At 34.2% G+C, this 18331-nt stretch carries 14 protein-coding genes; 12 read left to right on the forward strand and 2 right to left on the reverse strand.

The genetic code is table 11. From position 1 onward, the window contains the following. The first annotated feature begins 13 nt into the window (after positions 1–13). The 5 genes from UABHE_RS33055 to UABHE_RS33075 are packed head-to-tail and all read left to right on the forward strand — an operon-like array spanning position 14 to position 8623. Complete coding sequence (locus tag UABHE_RS33055; RefSeq protein WP_372371714.1) at positions 14–466, forward strand: KdsC family phosphatase; 453 nt, start codon at positions 14–16, stop codon at positions 464–466. Between the two features lie 50 nt (positions 467–516). Beyond that, the gene (locus UABHE_RS33060) at positions 517–1779 is read left to right on the forward strand and encodes an O-antigen ligase family protein (protein WP_372367743.1); all 1263 of its coding nucleotides are present in this window, start codon (positions 517–519) and stop codon (positions 1777–1779) included. 39 nt (positions 1780–1818) lie between these two features. Then, positions 1819–5952: a protein kinase gene (locus tag UABHE_RS33065; RefSeq protein WP_372367744.1), complete on the forward strand. Its 4134-nt coding sequence runs from the start codon at positions 1819–1821 to the stop codon at positions 5950–5952. Between the two features lie 2 nt (positions 5953–5954). Continuing rightward, a complete protein-coding gene (gene cysD / locus UABHE_RS33070) occupies positions 5955–6836 on the forward strand; it encodes a sulfate adenylyltransferase subunit CysD (RefSeq protein WP_372367745.1) in 882 nt (293 codons plus the stop codon). Continuing rightward, entirely contained in the window at positions 6836–8623 is a 1788-nt protein-coding gene (locus tag UABHE_RS33075) for a GTP-binding protein (RefSeq protein WP_372367746.1), read from the forward strand. Before cysD ends, UABHE_RS33075 begins: the two co-directional genes overlap by 1 nt. Positions 8624–8715: 92 nt before the next feature. On the opposite strand, the gene UABHE_RS33080 is transcribed toward UABHE_RS33075, so the two are convergent. Further along, positions 8716–9771 (reverse strand): zinc metalloprotease, encoded by a 1056-nt coding sequence (locus UABHE_RS33080; protein WP_372367747.1) that lies wholly within the window; start codon positions 9769–9771, stop codon positions 8716–8718. A 44-nt stretch (positions 9772–9815) separates the two neighbouring features. Continuing rightward, positions 9816–10178 carry a DUF2237 family protein gene (locus UABHE_RS33085; RefSeq protein WP_372367749.1) on the reverse strand — a complete coding sequence of 121 codons (363 nt, stop codon included), beginning with the start codon at positions 10176–10178 and terminating at the stop codon, positions 9816–9818. A gap of 213 nt (positions 10179–10391) precedes the next feature. Here UABHE_RS33085 and UABHE_RS33090 point away from each other — a divergent pair, with 213 nt between their 5' ends. From UABHE_RS33090 to UABHE_RS33120, 7 genes are all read left to right on the forward strand, one after another. Then, positions 10392–11024 carry a hypothetical protein gene (locus tag UABHE_RS33090; protein WP_372367751.1) on the forward strand — a complete coding sequence of 211 codons (633 nt, stop codon included), beginning with the start codon at positions 10392–10394 and terminating at the stop codon, positions 11022–11024. Positions 11025–11194: 170 nt separating this feature from the next. Next, the gene (locus tag UABHE_RS33095; protein ID WP_372367752.1) at positions 11195–13078 is read left to right on the forward strand and encodes a protein kinase; all 1884 of its coding nucleotides are present in this window, start codon (positions 11195–11197) and stop codon (positions 13076–13078) included. Positions 13079–13526: 448 nt separating this feature from the next. Further along, positions 13527–14813 (forward strand): phosphoribosylamine--glycine ligase, encoded by a 1287-nt coding sequence (locus tag UABHE_RS33100; RefSeq protein ID WP_372367753.1) that lies wholly within the window; start codon positions 13527–13529, stop codon positions 14811–14813. An 88-nt stretch (positions 14814–14901) separates the two neighbouring features. Continuing rightward, positions 14902–15693: a signal peptidase II gene (gene lspA, locus UABHE_RS33105; protein WP_372367754.1), complete on the forward strand. Its 792-nt coding sequence runs from the start codon at positions 14902–14904 to the stop codon at positions 15691–15693. Positions 15694–15696: 3 nt separating this feature from the next. Continuing rightward, positions 15697–16173, forward strand: coding sequence for a peptidylprolyl isomerase (locus tag UABHE_RS33110; protein ID WP_372367756.1), 477 nt, complete (start codon positions 15697–15699; stop codon positions 16171–16173). Positions 16174–16313: 140 nt separating this feature from the next. Beyond that, entirely contained in the window at positions 16314–17180 is an 867-nt protein-coding gene (locus UABHE_RS33115) for a hypothetical protein (protein WP_372367758.1), read from the forward strand. Then, complete coding sequence (locus UABHE_RS33120; RefSeq protein WP_372367759.1) at positions 17177–18289, forward strand: glycosyltransferase; 1113 nt, start codon at positions 17177–17179, stop codon at positions 18287–18289. Before UABHE_RS33115 ends, UABHE_RS33120 begins: the two co-directional genes overlap by 4 nt. Positions 18290–18331: the final 42 nt, after the last annotated feature.

The raw sequence follows: 18331 nt of genomic DNA on the forward strand, positions 1-18331 counted from the left end.
GAGTGTTTGTAAAATGTTACTTTTGGATGTTGATGGTGTCTTGACTGATGGTTCAATTTTTTTAGATAAAAACGGAGAAGAGATTAAACGATTCAATGTTAAAGATGGACTTGGCATTAAAAAACTACAGCAACAAGGAATAGAAGTTGGAGTTATTACTGGACGCTCTTCATTAGCTCTTCACCATCGTTTAGCAAAATTAAATGTCACTTTGATTTATGAAAATATTCAAGAAAAATTACCAGTGTATGAGCAAATACTTGTGGAAAAAAATCTTGTTGATGAAGATGTGTGTTACATGGGAGATGATCTTCCAGATCTTCCTATTTTAAAAAGAGTAAAAATATCAGGTTGCCCAAGTGATGCCGTTGATGAAGTACAGGAAATATGCCAGTTTAAGAGTGGACGCAAGGGCGGGCGTGGTGCTGTTCGCGAATTTGCAGATTTTATATTAAAGCAAAGATAACTGTGTTAACACACCCGAACTCTGTAGGATTTTTGCAGGTATTACGGTATGTGATTTTGACATCGATTTGTTTTTATCCTATCGTGTTATGTGATTATTTTGATCAGAATTTCTTAATTCCCAAACAACTTGTTTTTCAAGTATCTGTTTTAGTTATTTTTATACTGTGGACTTGTAAATATAAGTACATTCCTATATATCACCGCGGTTTTTTGACGAAAAGCGTCTTGTTGTTCTTCTTGTGGACAGCTATATGCAGTTTCGTTTCCCCCAATCCATTTATTGCGTTGAATAAATATACTTTTTGGCTGAGCGGAGTTCTCTTTATTCTTTTGCTCGAAGCTTTATCTTTACGTGGTAGTACTTTGTTCTTAATGTGGATTGTTGTTATGTTTGTTGTGGTAAGTGTTTCGTATATGCAGTGGCTAGGTTTTTCCCCTGTGCCTGTGATTCGATCTTATTTTTATGGCTCAACACTTGGGAATCCAAATTTTGTAGCTTGTCTTAGCGCAACAACCGCTATTTCACTACTTGGCTATGCATTTTCTAGTCACGGTCGACAAAAAATATTATGGATAGTTCTTATTCTATTTTTTATTTTTCCAGTATTTTTTATTGGTGCTCGTGGTGTATTTGTTGGATTGCTTGTTGCTGTAAGTATTTTTTGTTTTTTACGCAAAGCTTATTTAGCAACGATTACTCTTTTGTTGTTATTTTTTCTGGCTTCGTTACTTCCTTTTTATCAGGGAAGGAGTATGTTGAATAAAGAAAATTTTAATCAATACGGAGCAACAAAGGAGCGCGTAGTCGTTTGGGTGAGTTCATGGAAAACATTTCAGCAAAACTTATTGTTTGGTACTGGTTTTGAACAGTGGCACGAACAAGCTTGGTATTATAAAAATCGATTTGTTTCCAAAAATGGAAACGAAATATATCGCCAAGCAAAAAAGCGAATATTCACTCATACTCACAATGATTACTTGGAAATTTTTGTAGAGACAGGAGTTGTCGGGGGTTGTTTATTTATTGTATTGCTACTCGCTATGCTGTATTATGCTTATAAAAGTTATCAGGTAACAAGCTGTTATAAAAAAGCAGGGCATTTAGCTGCGCTATCTGTTTTACTTACTCATGCACTGGTTAGTTTTCCTTTGCAAACAACTTTTGGTTATGTGTGTTTTCTCCTTAATTGGTTTTTTAGCTTAAATGCGCCGATGGAAAAGAATATTGAACGACAATCTTTAGCTACTTGTTTAGTATTATTGTTGCTTCTTTGTAATACCGTGAGTTGGGCATTTGCTCATCTAATATAAAAGATATGGCGAAAATAATTTACCTGAGAAAAGATTATTATGGATTTTGCTTTATATGAATTAGGCCCAGGTCAATATTTTGGTGAATATAAAATTGTAGATTTCTTAGGCCGTGGAGGAATGGGAGCCGTATATAGTGCTATTCACGAAGCGTCTGGCAGAAAAGTCGCTATCAAATTAATTTTTAATAAAGAATTGGGCACTACCGAAAAACGATTCCTTCGCGAAGCAGAAATTACAGCAGACTTAAGTCATCCAAATATTGTAAAAATTTATACCGCAGGAGCAAAACATGGTGTGTTCTATCTTGTTATGGAGTATATCAAAGGTGTAACATTGGATAAATATATGCGTAATAGTAACATGTCTATTGTCCAAAAAATACGTTTGCTCTATCCTCTAGCCAAAGCCTTAGCATATGCTCACACTAAAAATGTAGTTCATCGCGATTTAAAACCTAATAACATTATGATTGATCACAATGATGTTCCAAAGCTAATGGATTTTGGCTTGGCAAAAAATGTTGAAAGCGATCGTTTTTCTTTAACACAATCAGGAGAATTTGCCGGTACGCCACATTATATGGCTCCTGAAGTTTTGTTGGGGAAGCCAAAAGAAATAGATTTTCGTGTAGATATTTACTCTTTTGGGGCAATTCTTTATCAGATTGTTACAGGCAAAATGATGGTTGCGGGAAAAAAAAGCGAAGAGGTTTTTCAAAATATACGTTACAGTAAACCTGTGATGATGAATGAGTACAATACTAATGTTCCAAAAGAGTTAAACAAAATTTGGATGTTGTGTGTTGCCGAAAAAAAAATGCGTTACCAAACAACCGAGTTAATGGTTGAAGATTTGGGGAACTTTCTTAATCTAAAAAAAAGTAGTAGATTTAGGAGGCCTCGTTGGTTGTTTACTCCCTTACATGGTGTGATATTAGCATGTATTATACTGATAAGTGTGATTATCGTTTTCCACGATGACTTGGTAAAAAACAATGACAGCAGTTCGGTTAAAATTGATAGCGAAGTTTTACTTATTCGCGCTAAGAACTCGTTGAAGCAAAAAAACTTTAACGATGCTGTTTATGAATTACAACCTCTAATTAAGCGCAATAATTATAATGCTTTACCGCTTCTTATTGAGGCTTACGTTCGGCTGGGAAAGTACCCTTTAGCAAAACAACTTTTTGAGAAACACTACTACCAACAAAAAAATGTGCCACATAATGTTCTTTTGCACATGGCAATTGTCTATAAAATTGCACAAGCGCAAGATAAAAAATATATAGAAATGGCTCACGATGCTTTGCAAAAAATCATACAAAGTAAAAATGCTGATGCAAATATTTTACAGAAAGCATATTTCTATAGAGGCGTTATTTTGTTTGAGGATCATTTTTATTCACAAGCATTGTCGCACTTCTTACATATAGAAGCATCCCTTGTTAATGACAAAGATATTCTGAATAGGTTGTTTTTTTATTTGGGCGTTTGTTATTTAGAAATAGGAAAGTTACAAAAGGCTGCTTCTTTTCTAAAACGTGCAGAAATACATTTTCCCAATGATAGTGAAGTACTCTTTTTTTTAGGACAAGTGTATTTAAAACAGAATTTGGCTTTTCGCGCCAAAAAATGTTTTAGCAAGAGTTTAGCTATAGAGCCTGATAATCGAAAATATAAAGTTTTTTACGCACAAAGTTTGTTGAAGCAAGGTCAGAATGTACAATGTCAGCATATTTTACAAGATATTTTTGTAAGTGAAGAAGAACCGAATTTTAATGTATTTAGTGGTCTGTGCGAATTGGGTATTTTTGAACCTATTACTCAGCACGAAAATTTAATACTAATGCGACACGAATTTACCAAAAAGTTTTTACCACTTCTTCCTAATTTGTTTATAGAAAACCTCATTGCAATTCGCGATAAGTATTTCTTAGATTTTCAAGAACGACAACACTTAAAATCTAAGAAAAAGGTTGATTTAGAACCTATTTTGCAAAGTTTACGCGATAGCCAAAATTCACCTCTTAGTTTACGTATTTCTGATCATATTTACCGATTGCGTTATCAGAAGAACATCGTTCGTGACTTGAAAAATTTGGCGAAGAACGGTTTTGCTGATATCAAAATAGTAATTTATGAAATCGCGAACAAAATAATCACGCAAAAGAAACAAGAATATATCGAAGATCACTACTATCATATTGCGCAAATCTTTGTAGATAAAAACTATTTTCGTCGTTACGAAAAATATATCGATAGTGATGTTGTTTTTGAGATACTTACAACACATAGTAGTGTATTTTATAAATATCTTGCTGCAAGGTGCCTCGTAAAACTTTACGATATTGATCGTTTGGATCAAATTTCTTTACAATCAAAATTATTGGACTCCTCTATTATTGCGACATGCGTTTTGCGTGAATACGGTTTTCCTATTGTATTTAGTGATGAAGATTATCGTTATGATGTTTTTGATACAACTCTTCCTCCAGAACAACAAAAGTTTTTATTATATTTGGTTTGTTGTAGCGTTTATAACCATACTAATTTTGTGTATAAAATAGGTATGGCAATGAGTGAGAGAACTCTTGGGTTTTTAAAAAAAATGCTCAACAATGATGATGAACGCATTCGTTTGTGTGCTGCAGGAACTTTGCTATCATCAGTAAATAGCTATTCTAAAAGCGCTCAAATTAAACTGACAAAAAAATTGCAACAGCAGTGTCGATCTATTGTAATGGCAAATTTACACAATGTGTCCGCAAATATACGTCGTTATGCGTATCTTTACTTATGGTTCTCGTTGTCATTGAGTCGAGATTTCCAAGAGATTTATTTCGAGCATTATAAAAAGGGTATTCAAGATAAAGATACCTCAATTATCTTAACAAATCTTTTTTTTAGCGATCTTTTTTATTTACAGGAAAAATTTTCATCTGCACGTCCTCTTTTAAGGGAATTGATATTAAGAGAACGTAAAACTACTCTTATGTTTAAAGCAACTGATGTATGGGCACAAACTAGACCTGATAAAACAGAAATACGCAGTGTACTTAGTAATGAACGCTTGACATATGGCGAAAAAACATTTGTTTATACCATGCTTTTTGTGCACTTTGTGTCGGAAATGAACGGAAAAGTGACCCGAAAAAATTTGCGCTCGGCACTCGGAGTTATAGAGCTTATTAGTGAGGATATTCCTCAAGATCCGGATGAGTTTTTTCGCGGACAAATGTATTTTCATTTGAGTTTATTTGGCCAACCTAATCTCTCCGATATTTATAGCGAAGAAAGCGATATTGTAAAAGCTATTATACTTACCCATTTGCACCTTCCTATTGTTCGCGGATCTTTTATGCGTTTTCTCTTAAAACTATCGGTTCCGCAACAATATGAAAAGCGAAATTGTACAAAGAAATTTTTAAGTAGTCCAAATGACCAAATTCGCAAAGCAAGCTATATTTCTTTTACAGCACTTACGAATACTCATCGTAAATTAAAAGCGTTAGTAAAAAAAGCTAAGAATAGTAAAGATGAAATGGAAAAACAAGGCGTTGCGATAGGTCTTTATCATCGTTTAATATACTATGAAGTTTTGCGTGAAGAGGATTACGCGCGTTATATAGCTCTGAAGCAACCTATAGAAGTGAAGTATCAAAAATATATAGATAAATTACAGGCTGTTGCTTCTCAAAGAAGTGGGTTGCAAAAAAAATGGTTAGAGATGCTTAGTTGGGCGATAGAGTTAGCCCCTGAAGCAAAGTATTTTTATGAGAAAGCTCTTTTGTTGAAGTCGGGTCGAGTAGAAGAAAAATTGATGTTGCTAAATAAAGCTATTGCAATAGATGATTATGCTCTTTATCGTTTAGAACTTGCCAAATCGATATGGACAGAGCGCGGAAAGTCTGCAAAAATTGAAATTATAAATGAATTAAAAAAAATTAAGCATGTTAATCGCACGGAATTGTTAGAAAAAATAGCAGATTTGTATAACAAATTGGGGATGGACAAGGAAAGTAAAAAAATATACTATAAATTGTTTTTGGCAAAACCTTTTTTAGCAGAATATGCAAATAACATGGCAACTTTATATGCCAAAAAAAGCGATGAGCGCTTTGAACAGTTTGAGTCGTATTTTAAATTGTGTCTACAAATAAGAAATGAATAAATATGGATTATCTTGAACAAATTGAGCATAAAAGTATACACATTATTCGAGAAGCTTACAGTAATTTCAAAAACCTAGCGATGTTGTGGTCTATAGGTAAGGATAGTACCGTTTTGCTGTGGTTAGCGCGCAAGGCTTTTTTTGGCCATGTTCCATTGCCACTTGTGCACATTGATACAAGTTATAAAATACCTGAGATGATTGAATATCGGGATCGCTTAGCAATGGAGTGGAAATTAAATCTTGTTTATGGTCAGAATAAAGAGGCTTTGGCTAACAAAAATACTTTTCCTGATGGCAATGCAACGCGTATAGAGTGCTGCTCTCAGTTAAAAACAAAAGCATTGCAAGACACTTTGCATGGTATAGGAACAAGATATAAAATAGATCATGACACAGGGAAATATGAAATATGGAGTAATAACGAACCTTTTACAGGCGTGATCGTCGGTGTAAGAGCTGACGAAGAAGGAAGTCGGTCAAAAGAGCGCTATTTCTCGCCGCGTAATGTTGAAAATAATTGGGAAATTAGTGCCCAACCACCTGAATTTTGGAATCAATACAAAACAGAGTTTGCTCCTGGTACACATGTGCGTATTCATCCACTTCTTGATTGGACAGAGCTTAATATATGGGAATATATTGAGCGCGAAAATATACCCACTGTCTCTTTATATTATGATCAAGGTGAAAAACAACGCTATCGATCTTTGGGGTGTTATCCGTGTACTCTAGCAGTAGAATCATGTGCTAAAAATCCTGTAGATATAATAGAAGAGTTAAAAACAGGTAAATTTGCTAATATTGCAGAACGTTCTGGTCGCGCTCAAGATAAGGATGACGGCGGAGGTCTAGAGTCGCTTAGAAAGGGTGGGTATATGTAATGGAACGCATGAATATCGTTGTTGTTGGCCACGTCGATCATGGAAAAAGTACTGTTGTTGGGCGTTTGTTGGTTGATACTAATTCACTACCTGAAGGAAAATTAGCTCAAGTAAAAGCAACGTGTGAAAAAAATGCGAAACCATTTGAATATGCTTTTCTTCTCGATGCTCTAAAAGATGAACAGGCTCAAGGAATTACTATTGATGCTGCACGCATTTTTTTTAAAACGGCAAAACGCTACTACGTGATTATTGATGCTCCTGGACATATTGAATTTTTAAAAAATATGATTTCCGGAGCATCGCAAGCAGAAGCGGCGCTTCTGGTTATCGATGCAGATGAAGGAGTACAAGAAAATACAAGACGACATGGTTATATGTTGTCGATGCTGGGCATCGAACAAGTTGTTGTTTTGATCAACAAAATGGATCTTGTTGACTATAGCGAAAAGGTTTATGACAATATTGTGAAAGAATACCAAGATTTTCTGGTCAAATTTGGTCTTAAAGTTGATATCTTTATTCCTGTTAGTGGTCGCGAAGGAGATAATATAACGCAAAGCTCTTCTCATACACCGTGGTACAAGGGAAAATGTGTGTTAGAAATACTTGATCTTTTACAAAAAAAACCGCAACCTGTAGATTTTCCTATGCGTATGATGGTGCAAGATGTTTATAAGTTCACTGGCCAAGGAGATAGAAGGCGTATAATTGCTGGTACTGTTGATTTAGGTGTTTTACGTGTTAACGATGAGGTTATCTTTTATCCTGAGGGAAAAAAAAGTCAAATAGAAACCATTGAATCGTTTTCAAGCGATAACAAAACAGCAGTAACGGCTGGCTATTCTACCGGTTTCACTTTAAAAGAACAGCTTTATGTCAAGCGTGGTCAACTTGTCACTAGGTCCGTGGATCCTGCTCCTGAGTGCACGTCGCGAATATTGGTAAGTCTTTTTTGGCTGGGGCAAAAACCTCTCAAGCGTCAAAAAATTTATACACTAAAATATGGTACGGCAAAAGTTCAATTTTCGATAGAAAAAATACACAAAGTTTTGAATGCTTCTAATCTAGAACAATTTGATAATACAGATGAAGTTTCGCATCATAGTGTTGCTGAGTGTGTGTTAAAATTGCAACAGACGTTGGCTTTTGATTGTGCAAATTTCTCTGTAAAAACAAGCCGCTTTGTAATCGTTGATAATTATGAAATTTGTGGTGGCGGAATTATACGCGAAGCTGTCAAGGACCAATATGCCAATATTAGAGATCAGGCAATATTGCGTAACTACAAGTGGGAGAGAAGTATGATATCCCAATTACGGCGTGCAGAAAAATACAATCAAAAGTCTACTCTTGTTCTTATCACTGGTTGTAAAGAAGTGGGCAAAAAAACTTTAGCAAAAATACTAGAATCTATATTGTTTAATGACGGAAAATTTGTTTATTTTTTGGGTATTGGAAATGTCTTATATGGTGTTGATGCCGATATAAAAAATAATGTAGATTCGCAAAATGAACATTTCAGACGCCTAGGAGAAATTGCAAATATATTACTCGACGCAGGAGCTATTTTATTAGTAACAGCGGTAGAAATTCGGCAAAAAGAACTAGATATTATAAAGCTACTTGTAAATCCCGATAAAATAGTTACTGTATGGGTTGGTGATTCTGTAACTACTGGTATAGAATATAATATTAAGGTAAAAGGGATACCCGCGATAGATGAGTCTGTGTCGCAAGTTAAATCTTTTTTACAAGAGAAAGGTGTTATTTTTAGCGCTATTTAGGATATTGGAAGTACAAAATTATTTTTAGCCTTGATTGTGTAGCTCGCAACAAAAGTTGCGAGCTATAAATTGCAAATCAATATTGTAGAGCACTAGTAGTCATTATCATCAAAATAATCGTCGGATTTTTTCTCTGTACCTGTTCCAAAAAAATCATCCCCTGAAACCTCGTCAAGTTTGTTATTCACTCCCTTACCAAAAGCATCCCACTCACATAGCCCAAAGCGATATAGTGTTAAAGTTGCATTTAGTCGTTGTGCTTGTTTATAAGTAAAAATATTGACAGCATCATCGTCACTATAGTCCATATAATTTTCGTACATATCACCGGAACCACAAGTATAAGGGCGCGTTTTTGGGTGCCCTCTATTTGCCTTACTTGCCTTGGGAGTGTCATCAATTCCATCGTCTTTGTCGCATCCTCCGTCTCCCCAAATGTGGCGCAAGCCTAACCAATGTCCAACTTCGTGAGTAGCTGTACGGCCTAGATTAAAAGGTTTTTTTGTGTTTCCGTAGCGGCCAAAACAAAGCGTGTTAATGACAACACCATCTGTCGCAAGTGTTTTGTTGTGGCCTAATGATTTAGAACCATTTGGAAATTGAGCATAACCAAGTAATCCTTTGCGTGCTTGGCATACCCAAATGTTCAAATAGCGGGTTGTATCCCAAGCATCCATCCCGCCAGTGTGGTCAAATTTCATTTGATCTAGAGCAAAAAATTTCACTTTAGTGCGCTTGCGAGTGATGCCTGTTGTTTTTTTCCAATTTGGGTCCACTTTTGCTAGGCGAAATTCAATCATTGTGTCTGTCGCTAAAGAATTACGAGAGTATCCGTTGGTATTTCTCACTTTGCGATAATCTTCATTTAGTACACGAATTTGTGAATGTACTTGTTTGTCTGATATATTGTGTTGCGAGCGATTCCATAGGATATGAACAACTACTGGAATCGTACGGATTTTTTGAGGAATAGAGTTTTCTTGGCGCTTAAAAACATACCTTTTTAATTTGTTTTCTGCACCTTTTATTTGTTCGTATATTTGTGGATTATCTTTACTCAGTAGTTTTAAATAAGGAACATGTCCACATTTTCTTTCTTCGGAATAAAGTATTACCAAAAGAATAAGTAATAATGTAATAATTTTCATTTTTTATCTCCAAATAAATATTACAAATATTCTTTAAGGACGTCCTAAGTTTTAGCTTCATATTTTTTTAGAATTTCAATATCAACATGCTCTATTACTTGGACATGAGTAGCTTCTAAAACAACAGGAGGAGCACATCCTGCTTTTTCTGCTTCAACCCAACGAGATATACATAAACACCATTTGTCTCCAGGTTTTAGCCCAGGAAAATCATATTCAGGAACAGGGGTTGTGAGATCGTTACCACGTTCTTTACTGAAATGTAAAAATTCACTAGTCATTTTAGCACAAATGATATGAGTTCCGTAGTCATGTCTTCCTGTTTCACATTTACCATTTCGATAAAATCCTGTCAACGGATCAAGACAACAACATTGGAGCTCAGTGAAAAGTACATTTTTTGCCATATATAATCTCCCTGAAAAATATGTAAGGTTTTGCAATAACAAAGATAGCATTCAAAATATAAATATACTTGTACTAGAGACATGCTCTAGTTGTATATGGAGCTTAGAAGGTTTTTGGTTTTAAAACTTACCGAAATTGTCGACAGACATTGTTTACTTTGGTCTTGCGTTATTGTAACATTTCCTTAGAGTATTTTATAGAAGGAGTTTATTATGTGGAAAATTGTGATAGCGATTTTGTTGTTTGTAAATATTTATGGGCAAAAATCTCCAGATTTTGTTTTTGAAGAATTACAGAAATGTTGGCAACAGGAAAATACATCAGAATTAGAATTACTTTTTACAAGTCAAGTTCGTATTTTTTTAAATAAAAACGGAGGTGAATATTCGCGTTCAAAAATACTGGACATTTTAAAAGAACATTTTGAAACAGTTGACATTATCGTATTTTTAAATAATAAAAAGAAAACCACAAAGCAACGTATTGTTGTTGATTACAAATACAAAAAGAAATCAACGATTATAACTAGTCGTTTATATTTTTTTATGTCTTATAATACTTGGAATGATATCTATTTGGTCGAGAGTATTCGCGAAATAACTCAAATAGTAGATGATAAGAAAGCGAACGAAGTAACAGAAACAGGTTATTCTAAAGAATTACTTATAGAAAAACGCGGTGATCCTCAAATTATGAATTCTGAATTTTGGGAATATACGCGAATTTTATCAATGGGTTGTCATAATGCTTTTTACGTTACAAAATACTTTTTTTCTAAAGGAAGAGTTGTTGATATAAAAAAGAAAGAAATATCGACTGGATGTGGGGCTGAATCTTTGTGGTGAATGGAATTTTATGAAAAAACTAATTTGCAAACGTAGTTTAATCTTTTTACAATAAATTTTGATTAGGCATCGCTGATAACTTGATTGGAATCCAAGATCTGAATTCTTTCAGTGTTTGATATTTTTTCTAATTGATAACACGCGCCCTAAATAAAGTAAGTGAGATTTTTATGACAAAAGAGAATAATGAGTATTTTAAATATCAAGATACAGTGCGTGAAAGTACAACAAAAAAAAATGTACGAGATAGTCTTCTTGAAAAAAATACTCAGGAAAAAATAACAAAAAAGAATGTACGAGACAGTCTTCTTGAAAAAAATGCTCAGGAACAAATAACAAAAAAGAAGATGAGAGATAGTCTTCTTGAAAAAGCTGTAAAACAGACTGGCATTGAAGAAAATATAGAAGAAAAACTGAAGAAAACCGTTACTTTTGTAGATGAAAAGCAGTTTGCAAAAACAATTAATTTTGCAAACGAAAACTTGCCGGAAAAAACAACAACTAATTCAAGTAAAGATCAACTAGAAGAAACTATCACTTACTCAGATAAAGATCAGTTAGAAAAAACTATTACTTATTTAGATAAAAATGGATTAGAAAAAACCATTACTTATGTAAATAAAGAGTTAGAAAAGACTATTAGTTACGATGAAAATAGTCCTGAACAAAATTACTATCTAAATAGATTTATTGGTCGTTATCAAGTATTTGAAGAAATAGGTAGCGGTGGTTTTGGAACAGTATATCGTGGTTTAGATCCACATCTTCACAGAGAAATTGCCTTAAAGACAATTCACAGTGATAAGTTGTCAACATCGGAAGTTGAGTATTTCGAAAAAGAAGCGCGGACACTAGCTAAATGTAACCATCCGAATATCGTGCAAATTTACGATGTAGGAAAAGAAGGTAGTAACCCATATCTGGTTATGGAGTTTATCAATGGCCCTAGTTTATATGAATATATTGCTAAAGAGCGTACAGGGAAAAGCCCACAGTATATGCAGCAAATTATTTGTTCTCATATGATTGGGCTAGTTGACGCACTTAACTACATGCACAAACATAAAATGTATCACCAAGATATAAAACCAAATAATATTATCGTCTCGTTAGAAAATAACTGCCCTAAACTAGTTGATTTTGGTCTAGCTGTGAATCAAACAGATCGAGAAAATTCAAAAGCAATTATCGGAACTTATGCGTACATGCCACCAGAAAAATTTGAACGTTTAGGTACTCCTAAAATGCATGATATATATGCATTAGGAATTGTTTTTTTTGAAATGTTAACTGGACGACTAGCTCATCCTGGAAGTGATGTTACGGAAATTATTGATCATGTATTTAATGGTGAAGTTGCCTTTACTGACGAAGAAGGTATAGATCAAGAGTTGCAAAATATATGTTTAAAATGTATTGAAAGAGATCCCCAAAATCGCTACCAGAGCCTTTCTGAGTTCTATGAAGCTCTTCTCAACTATTCTGGCAATTCAGCAGATGTTAACGATTATCCATATTTGTCTATTGTGATGGAAAATAAAAAACTTGTTTTTCCTTTAACTCATAAAATTAATTTTATTGGCCGAACTTTTACAAATCATATTGTTATACCAGATGCGGCTATCTCTAGATCGCAAGCTATTATTGAAATAGACACACAGGTTAAAATTAGAAACTTAAGTGAAGTAAATACAATACAAGTGGGAGATATAAAACTAGGTTGTGATGAAGAGACTAATTTGGTAGGACATGAAATTATTCATGTAGGAGAGTATACATTTCATTATATACCTCGTTCCGAAATATCAGAATATACGTCTAAATCGGATGCGATCAAGTCCTTTTCGCAGAAAAAAGCTGAAAATGTTGGTTCTCAGATTGATGACGGTATGTGGGAACGAACAATTGTAACTTCGGTAGACTTGAATAACAATACTAATTCGATGTCTAGAGATATAAACAACCAAAAAGATACAAATGAAAAACCGCAGATAAATGATTTTATTCAGCGATTAAAAGTAATGATTAAGAATTTCGAAGAACAGAATGAGTAAGGACTGATAGCCTATATTTTACTTATAAATTCATGGTCTTTTAGTTGTTTTTTAAAATGTTAGTACTTTTGGTAAAAGAATATAAACCAATGTTTTACGATAAAAGAATATGGTTTATGTTTACAATAATCGTAAAACGTTTAACGTACAAGGATGTGCGATTATTACGGTTACAAATGAAAACTAGTAATAAAACTTCTGTGTTTTTAGAAAAACTACATAATTATGGGGTAATTTCTGTTATACTTGGTGGTGCAGGCCTTATTAGGCCCTAAGTAAATTGCAAATTTATGTACTGTTATTCAAACAGAAAACATCTTTTGTTCGTTATGATAGATAAATACGTTTTATTTTTTATTCTAAACACCAGTACCATAAATCAAAGCGAACAATATTATTGTTATGAGTAACAGACAAATCAATAACTAAAGCTAGAGTTATACTAAGAATGGCAAAAAATAAAAATTTAAAAGTACTAGTCATTGGTGGCGGAATCTTAGAGCATTCGCTAGTTCGCAAACTAAAACAATCACCCAAAGTCTCTAAAATATATGTCGCTCCTGGCAATGAAGGAATGCGAGATATTGCTGAATGTTTAGATATTCCAGAAACAGACTACTTTCAGATAATAAAGTTCGCTAAAGAGCAAAAAATAGATCTTACACTTGTCGGTCCTTATCGTTTGATTGCAGATGGAATTGCCGATCAATTCCACAAAGAAAAGTTAAGAATTTTTGCGCCTCGCGCAAGGCAAGCGGAAATAGGGGCTAGTCGCGTTGTGGCAAAGGAATTGATGCGCCACTATTCGATACCTACGTCGCCATATCATGTTTTTGAAAACATCGATGGTGTAATGAATTTTTGCGAGCACGCTCGTTTTCCTTTGGTGATAAAAATAGAAGGTACCGCACTTGCAGGAACAGTAGTCTGTCATTCAATGGAACATGTAGTTTCTCATCTTGACAAAGTTATGAAAAAGAAAGTTTTTGGAGAAGCAGGCGAGCGCTTAATTATTGAAAATTTTATTCACGGTGATGTTATATCTATGACAATATTGATTGATCGACAGACGATCATTCCTTTTCCAGCGTGCCAAATTGTCAGAGAGTTTATAGACGGTAATCGCTATCCTATTAAACTAGGTGCATTTTCTCCTGTTCACTGTATTTCTCCAAGAATGATACATCATATTGAGCGTGAAATTATTGTTCCGCTTGTACATGCGATCAATAGACAATACCATTCCTATAAAGGTTTTTTAACTGTTGATATGGTTATTACCGAGAAAGGTGCACGGGTTTTAGATTTCAAAATTCAGTGGAGCGATATACTGGCACAAGTTTTGCTCAACGTTTACCAAGGGGATTTTGTTGATCTAGTACTTCATACATTAAATGGCACTCTTGAAAATTTGAATGTAGAGTGGTGTACAAAGTCAGTAGCGGGTCTTGTCGCTGTTAAAGACAACCAGATTAAATCAACAGGTGGCTATGTCAAATTGCCTAGTTTTCCTATTGATGAAGACGAGCATACAAAAGTTTTTTGCGGAAAAACAAAAAGAATGAGAGATAATGTATGGGGAACTGGAGAACGAATACTAGGTCTCGTCTCAACAGGAAAAACAGTAAACCATGCTTATAAAAACATGGAAGAGAGTGTTTCTTATATTGATTTGAAAGAAGACATTGTTTTTCGAATTCCGCAAATCACAAACAAAGGTAAAAATATAAAATAACCTAAAATATGTCGTGAATTTGTTCATAAAGCCTATTTGCCTCAAAAAGGAGATACGAGGTTAAAGTTTGTTTTGACCTTGTCACAGCATGATGAAGACCAAAGACATCATCATATTTTTTATTATAGTTTCTATACTTTTTGTTGTAGACATTGCTTCAAAAAAATACGTATTTGATCATTTTTCGGTTGTTATTTCTGATACAGCTCCTCAAAATAAAAATGTAAGGATATTGTATGATGACCAAAAACCTTACGTCTATGTGAAGAATGATTATAAACCGTTAGAAATTTTACATTCGTATCATAAATTTTCTTTTGATGCAAAGCACAAACAAGAATTGTATCATCGACAAGTAAGCTCTACTTTAAAGAAAATTTTTAGTACGCATGGTTATGAGCTAAAAAAACGAGCTGTTGCTTATCGAACATCTGAAAATACTTGGGTTGTAAATGATTGGCAAAATGGTAAACGTTTTTTCGCAACACTTAAAGATAAAAAAATACATGTAACTTCGTCTTTCTTTAGTTTTCTTGTTGTAATGAACCGTGGTGCTATATGGGGAATTTTACAAGGACAGACTTTCATTTTGACGATGTTTTCTGTTATCGCTATTTTCTTCATACTGTTCATTGTATTTCGCAATGATAAGAGTAAACCATACATGATGCCACTCGCTTTTATCACTTCTGGCGCATTTGGAAACTTGTGGGATCGCTTATTCTTTAATGGTGTGAGAGACTTTTTAGATTTTAATTTAGGTTTTATGCAATGGCCTACTTTTAATCTGGCAGATGTATTTATTGTAACTGGAGTAATTTTATACTGTTTGACAGAACTTTATGTGACACATAAAGAAAAGAATAGAAAGGAAGCGTAAAAAATGGCAACCGCTATTATTGAAACAAAATTTGGAGAGATTCACTTAGAGTTTTTGCCTGATGTGGCTCCTGGGCACGTGGAAAACTTTACGAAATTGGCAAAAGAAGGTTTTTATGATGGGTGCACTTTCCACCGTGTTATACCAGGGTTTATGGTTCAAGGTGGAGATCCAAATTCGAAAAGTGATGATCGCTCAAAGCACGGAACGGGTGGACCAGGATACAATATTAAAGCAGAGTTTAATAGTACACCTCACAAAAGAGGCATTGTATCAATGGCAAGATCTAGTAATCCTGACAGTGCTGGTAGCCAGTTTTTTATCGTTGTAAAAGATTCCTCATTTTTAGATAACCAATATACTGTTTTTGGCAAAGTTACTTCGGGAATGGATGTAGCTGACCAAATTGTATCTCAACCACGTGATGGTGCTGATAATCCTAACGATCGCATTGAGATGAAAGTAAAAATAGAAGATTAGTCTCATTGCAAGGAGTGTGGTTACCTAAGTGAATTGCAAAAAATGATTATTTTGGTTGCAATTTTATGTTCCACACTCACTTTCGAGAGTAAAGTAGCACCGCAAACTATCACTTTACGTTTCAAATTAAGGAGATTCCAATGGAAAAACCTTATTTACCTATACAATACGGAGATGTGGATAATTTACGAGGACGTGTAATAATCGCAATTGAAGTTAGTCATAATCCACAAAAGTTTGCACATTCAATTATTGATATCAACGGCACAACTTTGAAGGAAGATTTAACTGATGCGATTGTTTATGGAAGATTAATTGTTCCCGATGTATTTATTCCATCTTATGTAAAGACAAAAACACTAAATCGAGATATGTCCATTCAACAACTACGTGAATTTGCCCAAAAAGAATTTCGCGACTTAGTTGTTGTTGATTTTGACGAAATCAGTAATGGAGAAGTAGTTAACGAGCAAATGAGTACTCGTTACCTTATGAGCTATTACGAGGGGATTTATCTACGTATATTAGAGTCTATGTCTAATGAAATATTCCACAACTATCGTCGTTATACGTATAGCGGTTACTATATTGCAATGTTCAAGATAGCTCAGTTAATTTGTTTACTTGCGCGTTCGATAAAAGAGCAAAATGGTAGCCAAGAATATTATAAACACGAAATTCTAAAGTACCAAGATCGTATTACAATTTTAGACTTAAACAAATTGACAAATGTTTTAACAGGTAATAACGGTTTAGAAGCCCAAAAAGCGATGGAAGGTTTAGATTCCTTGTTTCTGTCTTTGAAAAAAGATTATTCTTGCTGCTATAGCGGTGATGTCTTCTTTTCACTTGATAAGGGTGCTCAAGAGTGGCTTTCTCAAGGTTTGCCACAACTATATTATCGTTTTTTTCATAGTCTATTTCTTGAAGATTATGAGCAAGCATCTATTTTACACCAGGAAATTGATAATTTTGAAAACACAAGTTCCATAAAGGAATTTCATTGATATTAATTTATTTGTGTATTTTATCGCTATTACTATGGATTTTGTTGTTACTGCATCCTGACCAAAGGTATTTGTTCAATGATATTTTACCTAAAAAATCATCGTTGGGAGAAATTCCCAAAGTCAGTGTTGTTATTCCTTGCCGAAACGAAGAGTTAGTATTAGAAACAACTTTAAAAAAAATACTAAAGGTAGATTATGCAGATTATGAAGTTATTTTAGTAGATGATTGCTCTACTGACTCTACTTACAAAATAGCTAAAGATTATTTAGATACTCCTCACAAAATTATCCCAGGAAAAGAAGTGCTCGAAGGTTGGGCTGGAAAAATGTGGGCATTGCAACAAGGTGTCGAAAATGCAACAGGTGAATGGATTCTTCTCTCTGATGCAGACATCATTCACAGCGACCAATCAATATCGCAACTTGTTAGTTTAGCATTTCGCGAAAATTATGACATGGTTTCTGTAATGGTTTCTTTGTCCACAAAATCTTTTTGGGAAAAACTCCTTGTACCAGCATTTGTGTATTTTTTCAAAATACTGTATCCATTTAAAGCCATTCGAAACAAAAAACGAAAGGTAGCTGCTGCAGCTGGAGGTTGTATATTAATTAAGAGAGAAGTATTAGCCAATATTGGTGGAATTGCTGCAATTCACGGAGAACTTATAGATGATGTGGCGTTAGCAAAAAAAGTCAAATCATCAGGATACAATATTTCACTTTGGTTGGCGAAGGATATTTGTAGTGTTCGTGACTATGTGGGAGTTAAAGATCTTTGGGCTATGGTTGCGCGTTCGGCATTTACTGAACTCAAATATTCTTACATACGTTTACTCTTCTGTACATTTGGTATGTGTCTGCTTTTTTTATTCCCCGTTATTTGTGTGTTATCCTCTAACACCATGCTTATGTGTTTTGGCTTAGTAACATACTTAGTTATGACAATCACTTACTTACCTGCGGTAAAATTTTACGATATTCCTTTGCTATTTGCATTATTCATACCACTTATTGGATTGCTCTATATGTTAATGACTCTCGATTCTGCGCTTAAGTATACCTTTGGTATCCGTGCAAAATGGAAAGGTCGTTCGTATAAAAATTAATACTATCCTTACCAAGATTACCTACATCAATGTTTTGATATT

The sequence above is a fragment of the Candidatus Uabimicrobium helgolandensis genome, assembly GCF_041508025.1.
GTDB classification, from domain to species: domain Bacteria; phylum Planctomycetota; class Uabimicrobiia; order Uabimicrobiales; family Uabimicrobiaceae; genus Uabimicrobium; species Uabimicrobium helgolandensis.

What these genes read in the sequence shown, in the direction of transcription:
- lspA (WP_372367754.1), top strand. Translation starts at nt 14,902, where the DNA reads ATGATGAAGACCAAAGACATCATCATATTTTTTATTATAGTTTCTATA.
- UABHE_RS33090 (WP_372367751.1), top strand. Translation starts at nt 10,392, where the DNA reads ATGTGGAAAATTGTGATAGCGATTTTGTTGTTTGTAAATATTTATGGG.
- UABHE_RS33100 (WP_372367753.1), top strand. Translation starts at nt 13,527, where the DNA reads ATGGCAAAAAATAAAAATTTAAAAGTACTAGTCATTGGTGGCGGAATC.
- UABHE_RS33110 (WP_372367756.1), top strand. Translation starts at nt 15,697, where the DNA reads ATGGCAACCGCTATTATTGAAACAAAATTTGGAGAGATTCACTTAGAG.
- UABHE_RS33085 (WP_372367749.1), bottom strand. Translation starts at nt 10,178, where the DNA reads ATGGCAAAAAATGTACTTTTCACTGAGCTCCAATGTTGTTGTCTTGAT.
- UABHE_RS33055 (WP_372371714.1), top strand. Translation starts at nt 14, where the DNA reads ATGTTACTTTTGGATGTTGATGGTGTCTTGACTGATGGTTCAATTTTT.
- UABHE_RS33075 (WP_372367746.1), top strand. Translation starts at nt 6,836, where the DNA reads ATGGAACGCATGAATATCGTTGTTGTTGGCCACGTCGATCATGGAAAA.
- UABHE_RS33095 (WP_372367752.1), top strand. Translation starts at nt 11,195, where the DNA reads ATGACAAAAGAGAATAATGAGTATTTTAAATATCAAGATACAGTGCGT.
- UABHE_RS33080 (WP_372367747.1), bottom strand. Translation starts at nt 9,771, where the DNA reads ATGAAAATTATTACATTATTACTTATTCTTTTGGTAATACTTTATTCC.
- UABHE_RS33115 (WP_372367758.1), top strand. Translation starts at nt 16,314, where the DNA reads ATGGAAAAACCTTATTTACCTATACAATACGGAGATGTGGATAATTTA.
- UABHE_RS33065 (WP_372367744.1), top strand. Translation starts at nt 1,819, where the DNA reads ATGGATTTTGCTTTATATGAATTAGGCCCAGGTCAATATTTTGGTGAA.
- cysD (WP_372367745.1), top strand. Translation starts at nt 5,955, where the DNA reads ATGGATTATCTTGAACAAATTGAGCATAAAAGTATACACATTATTCGA.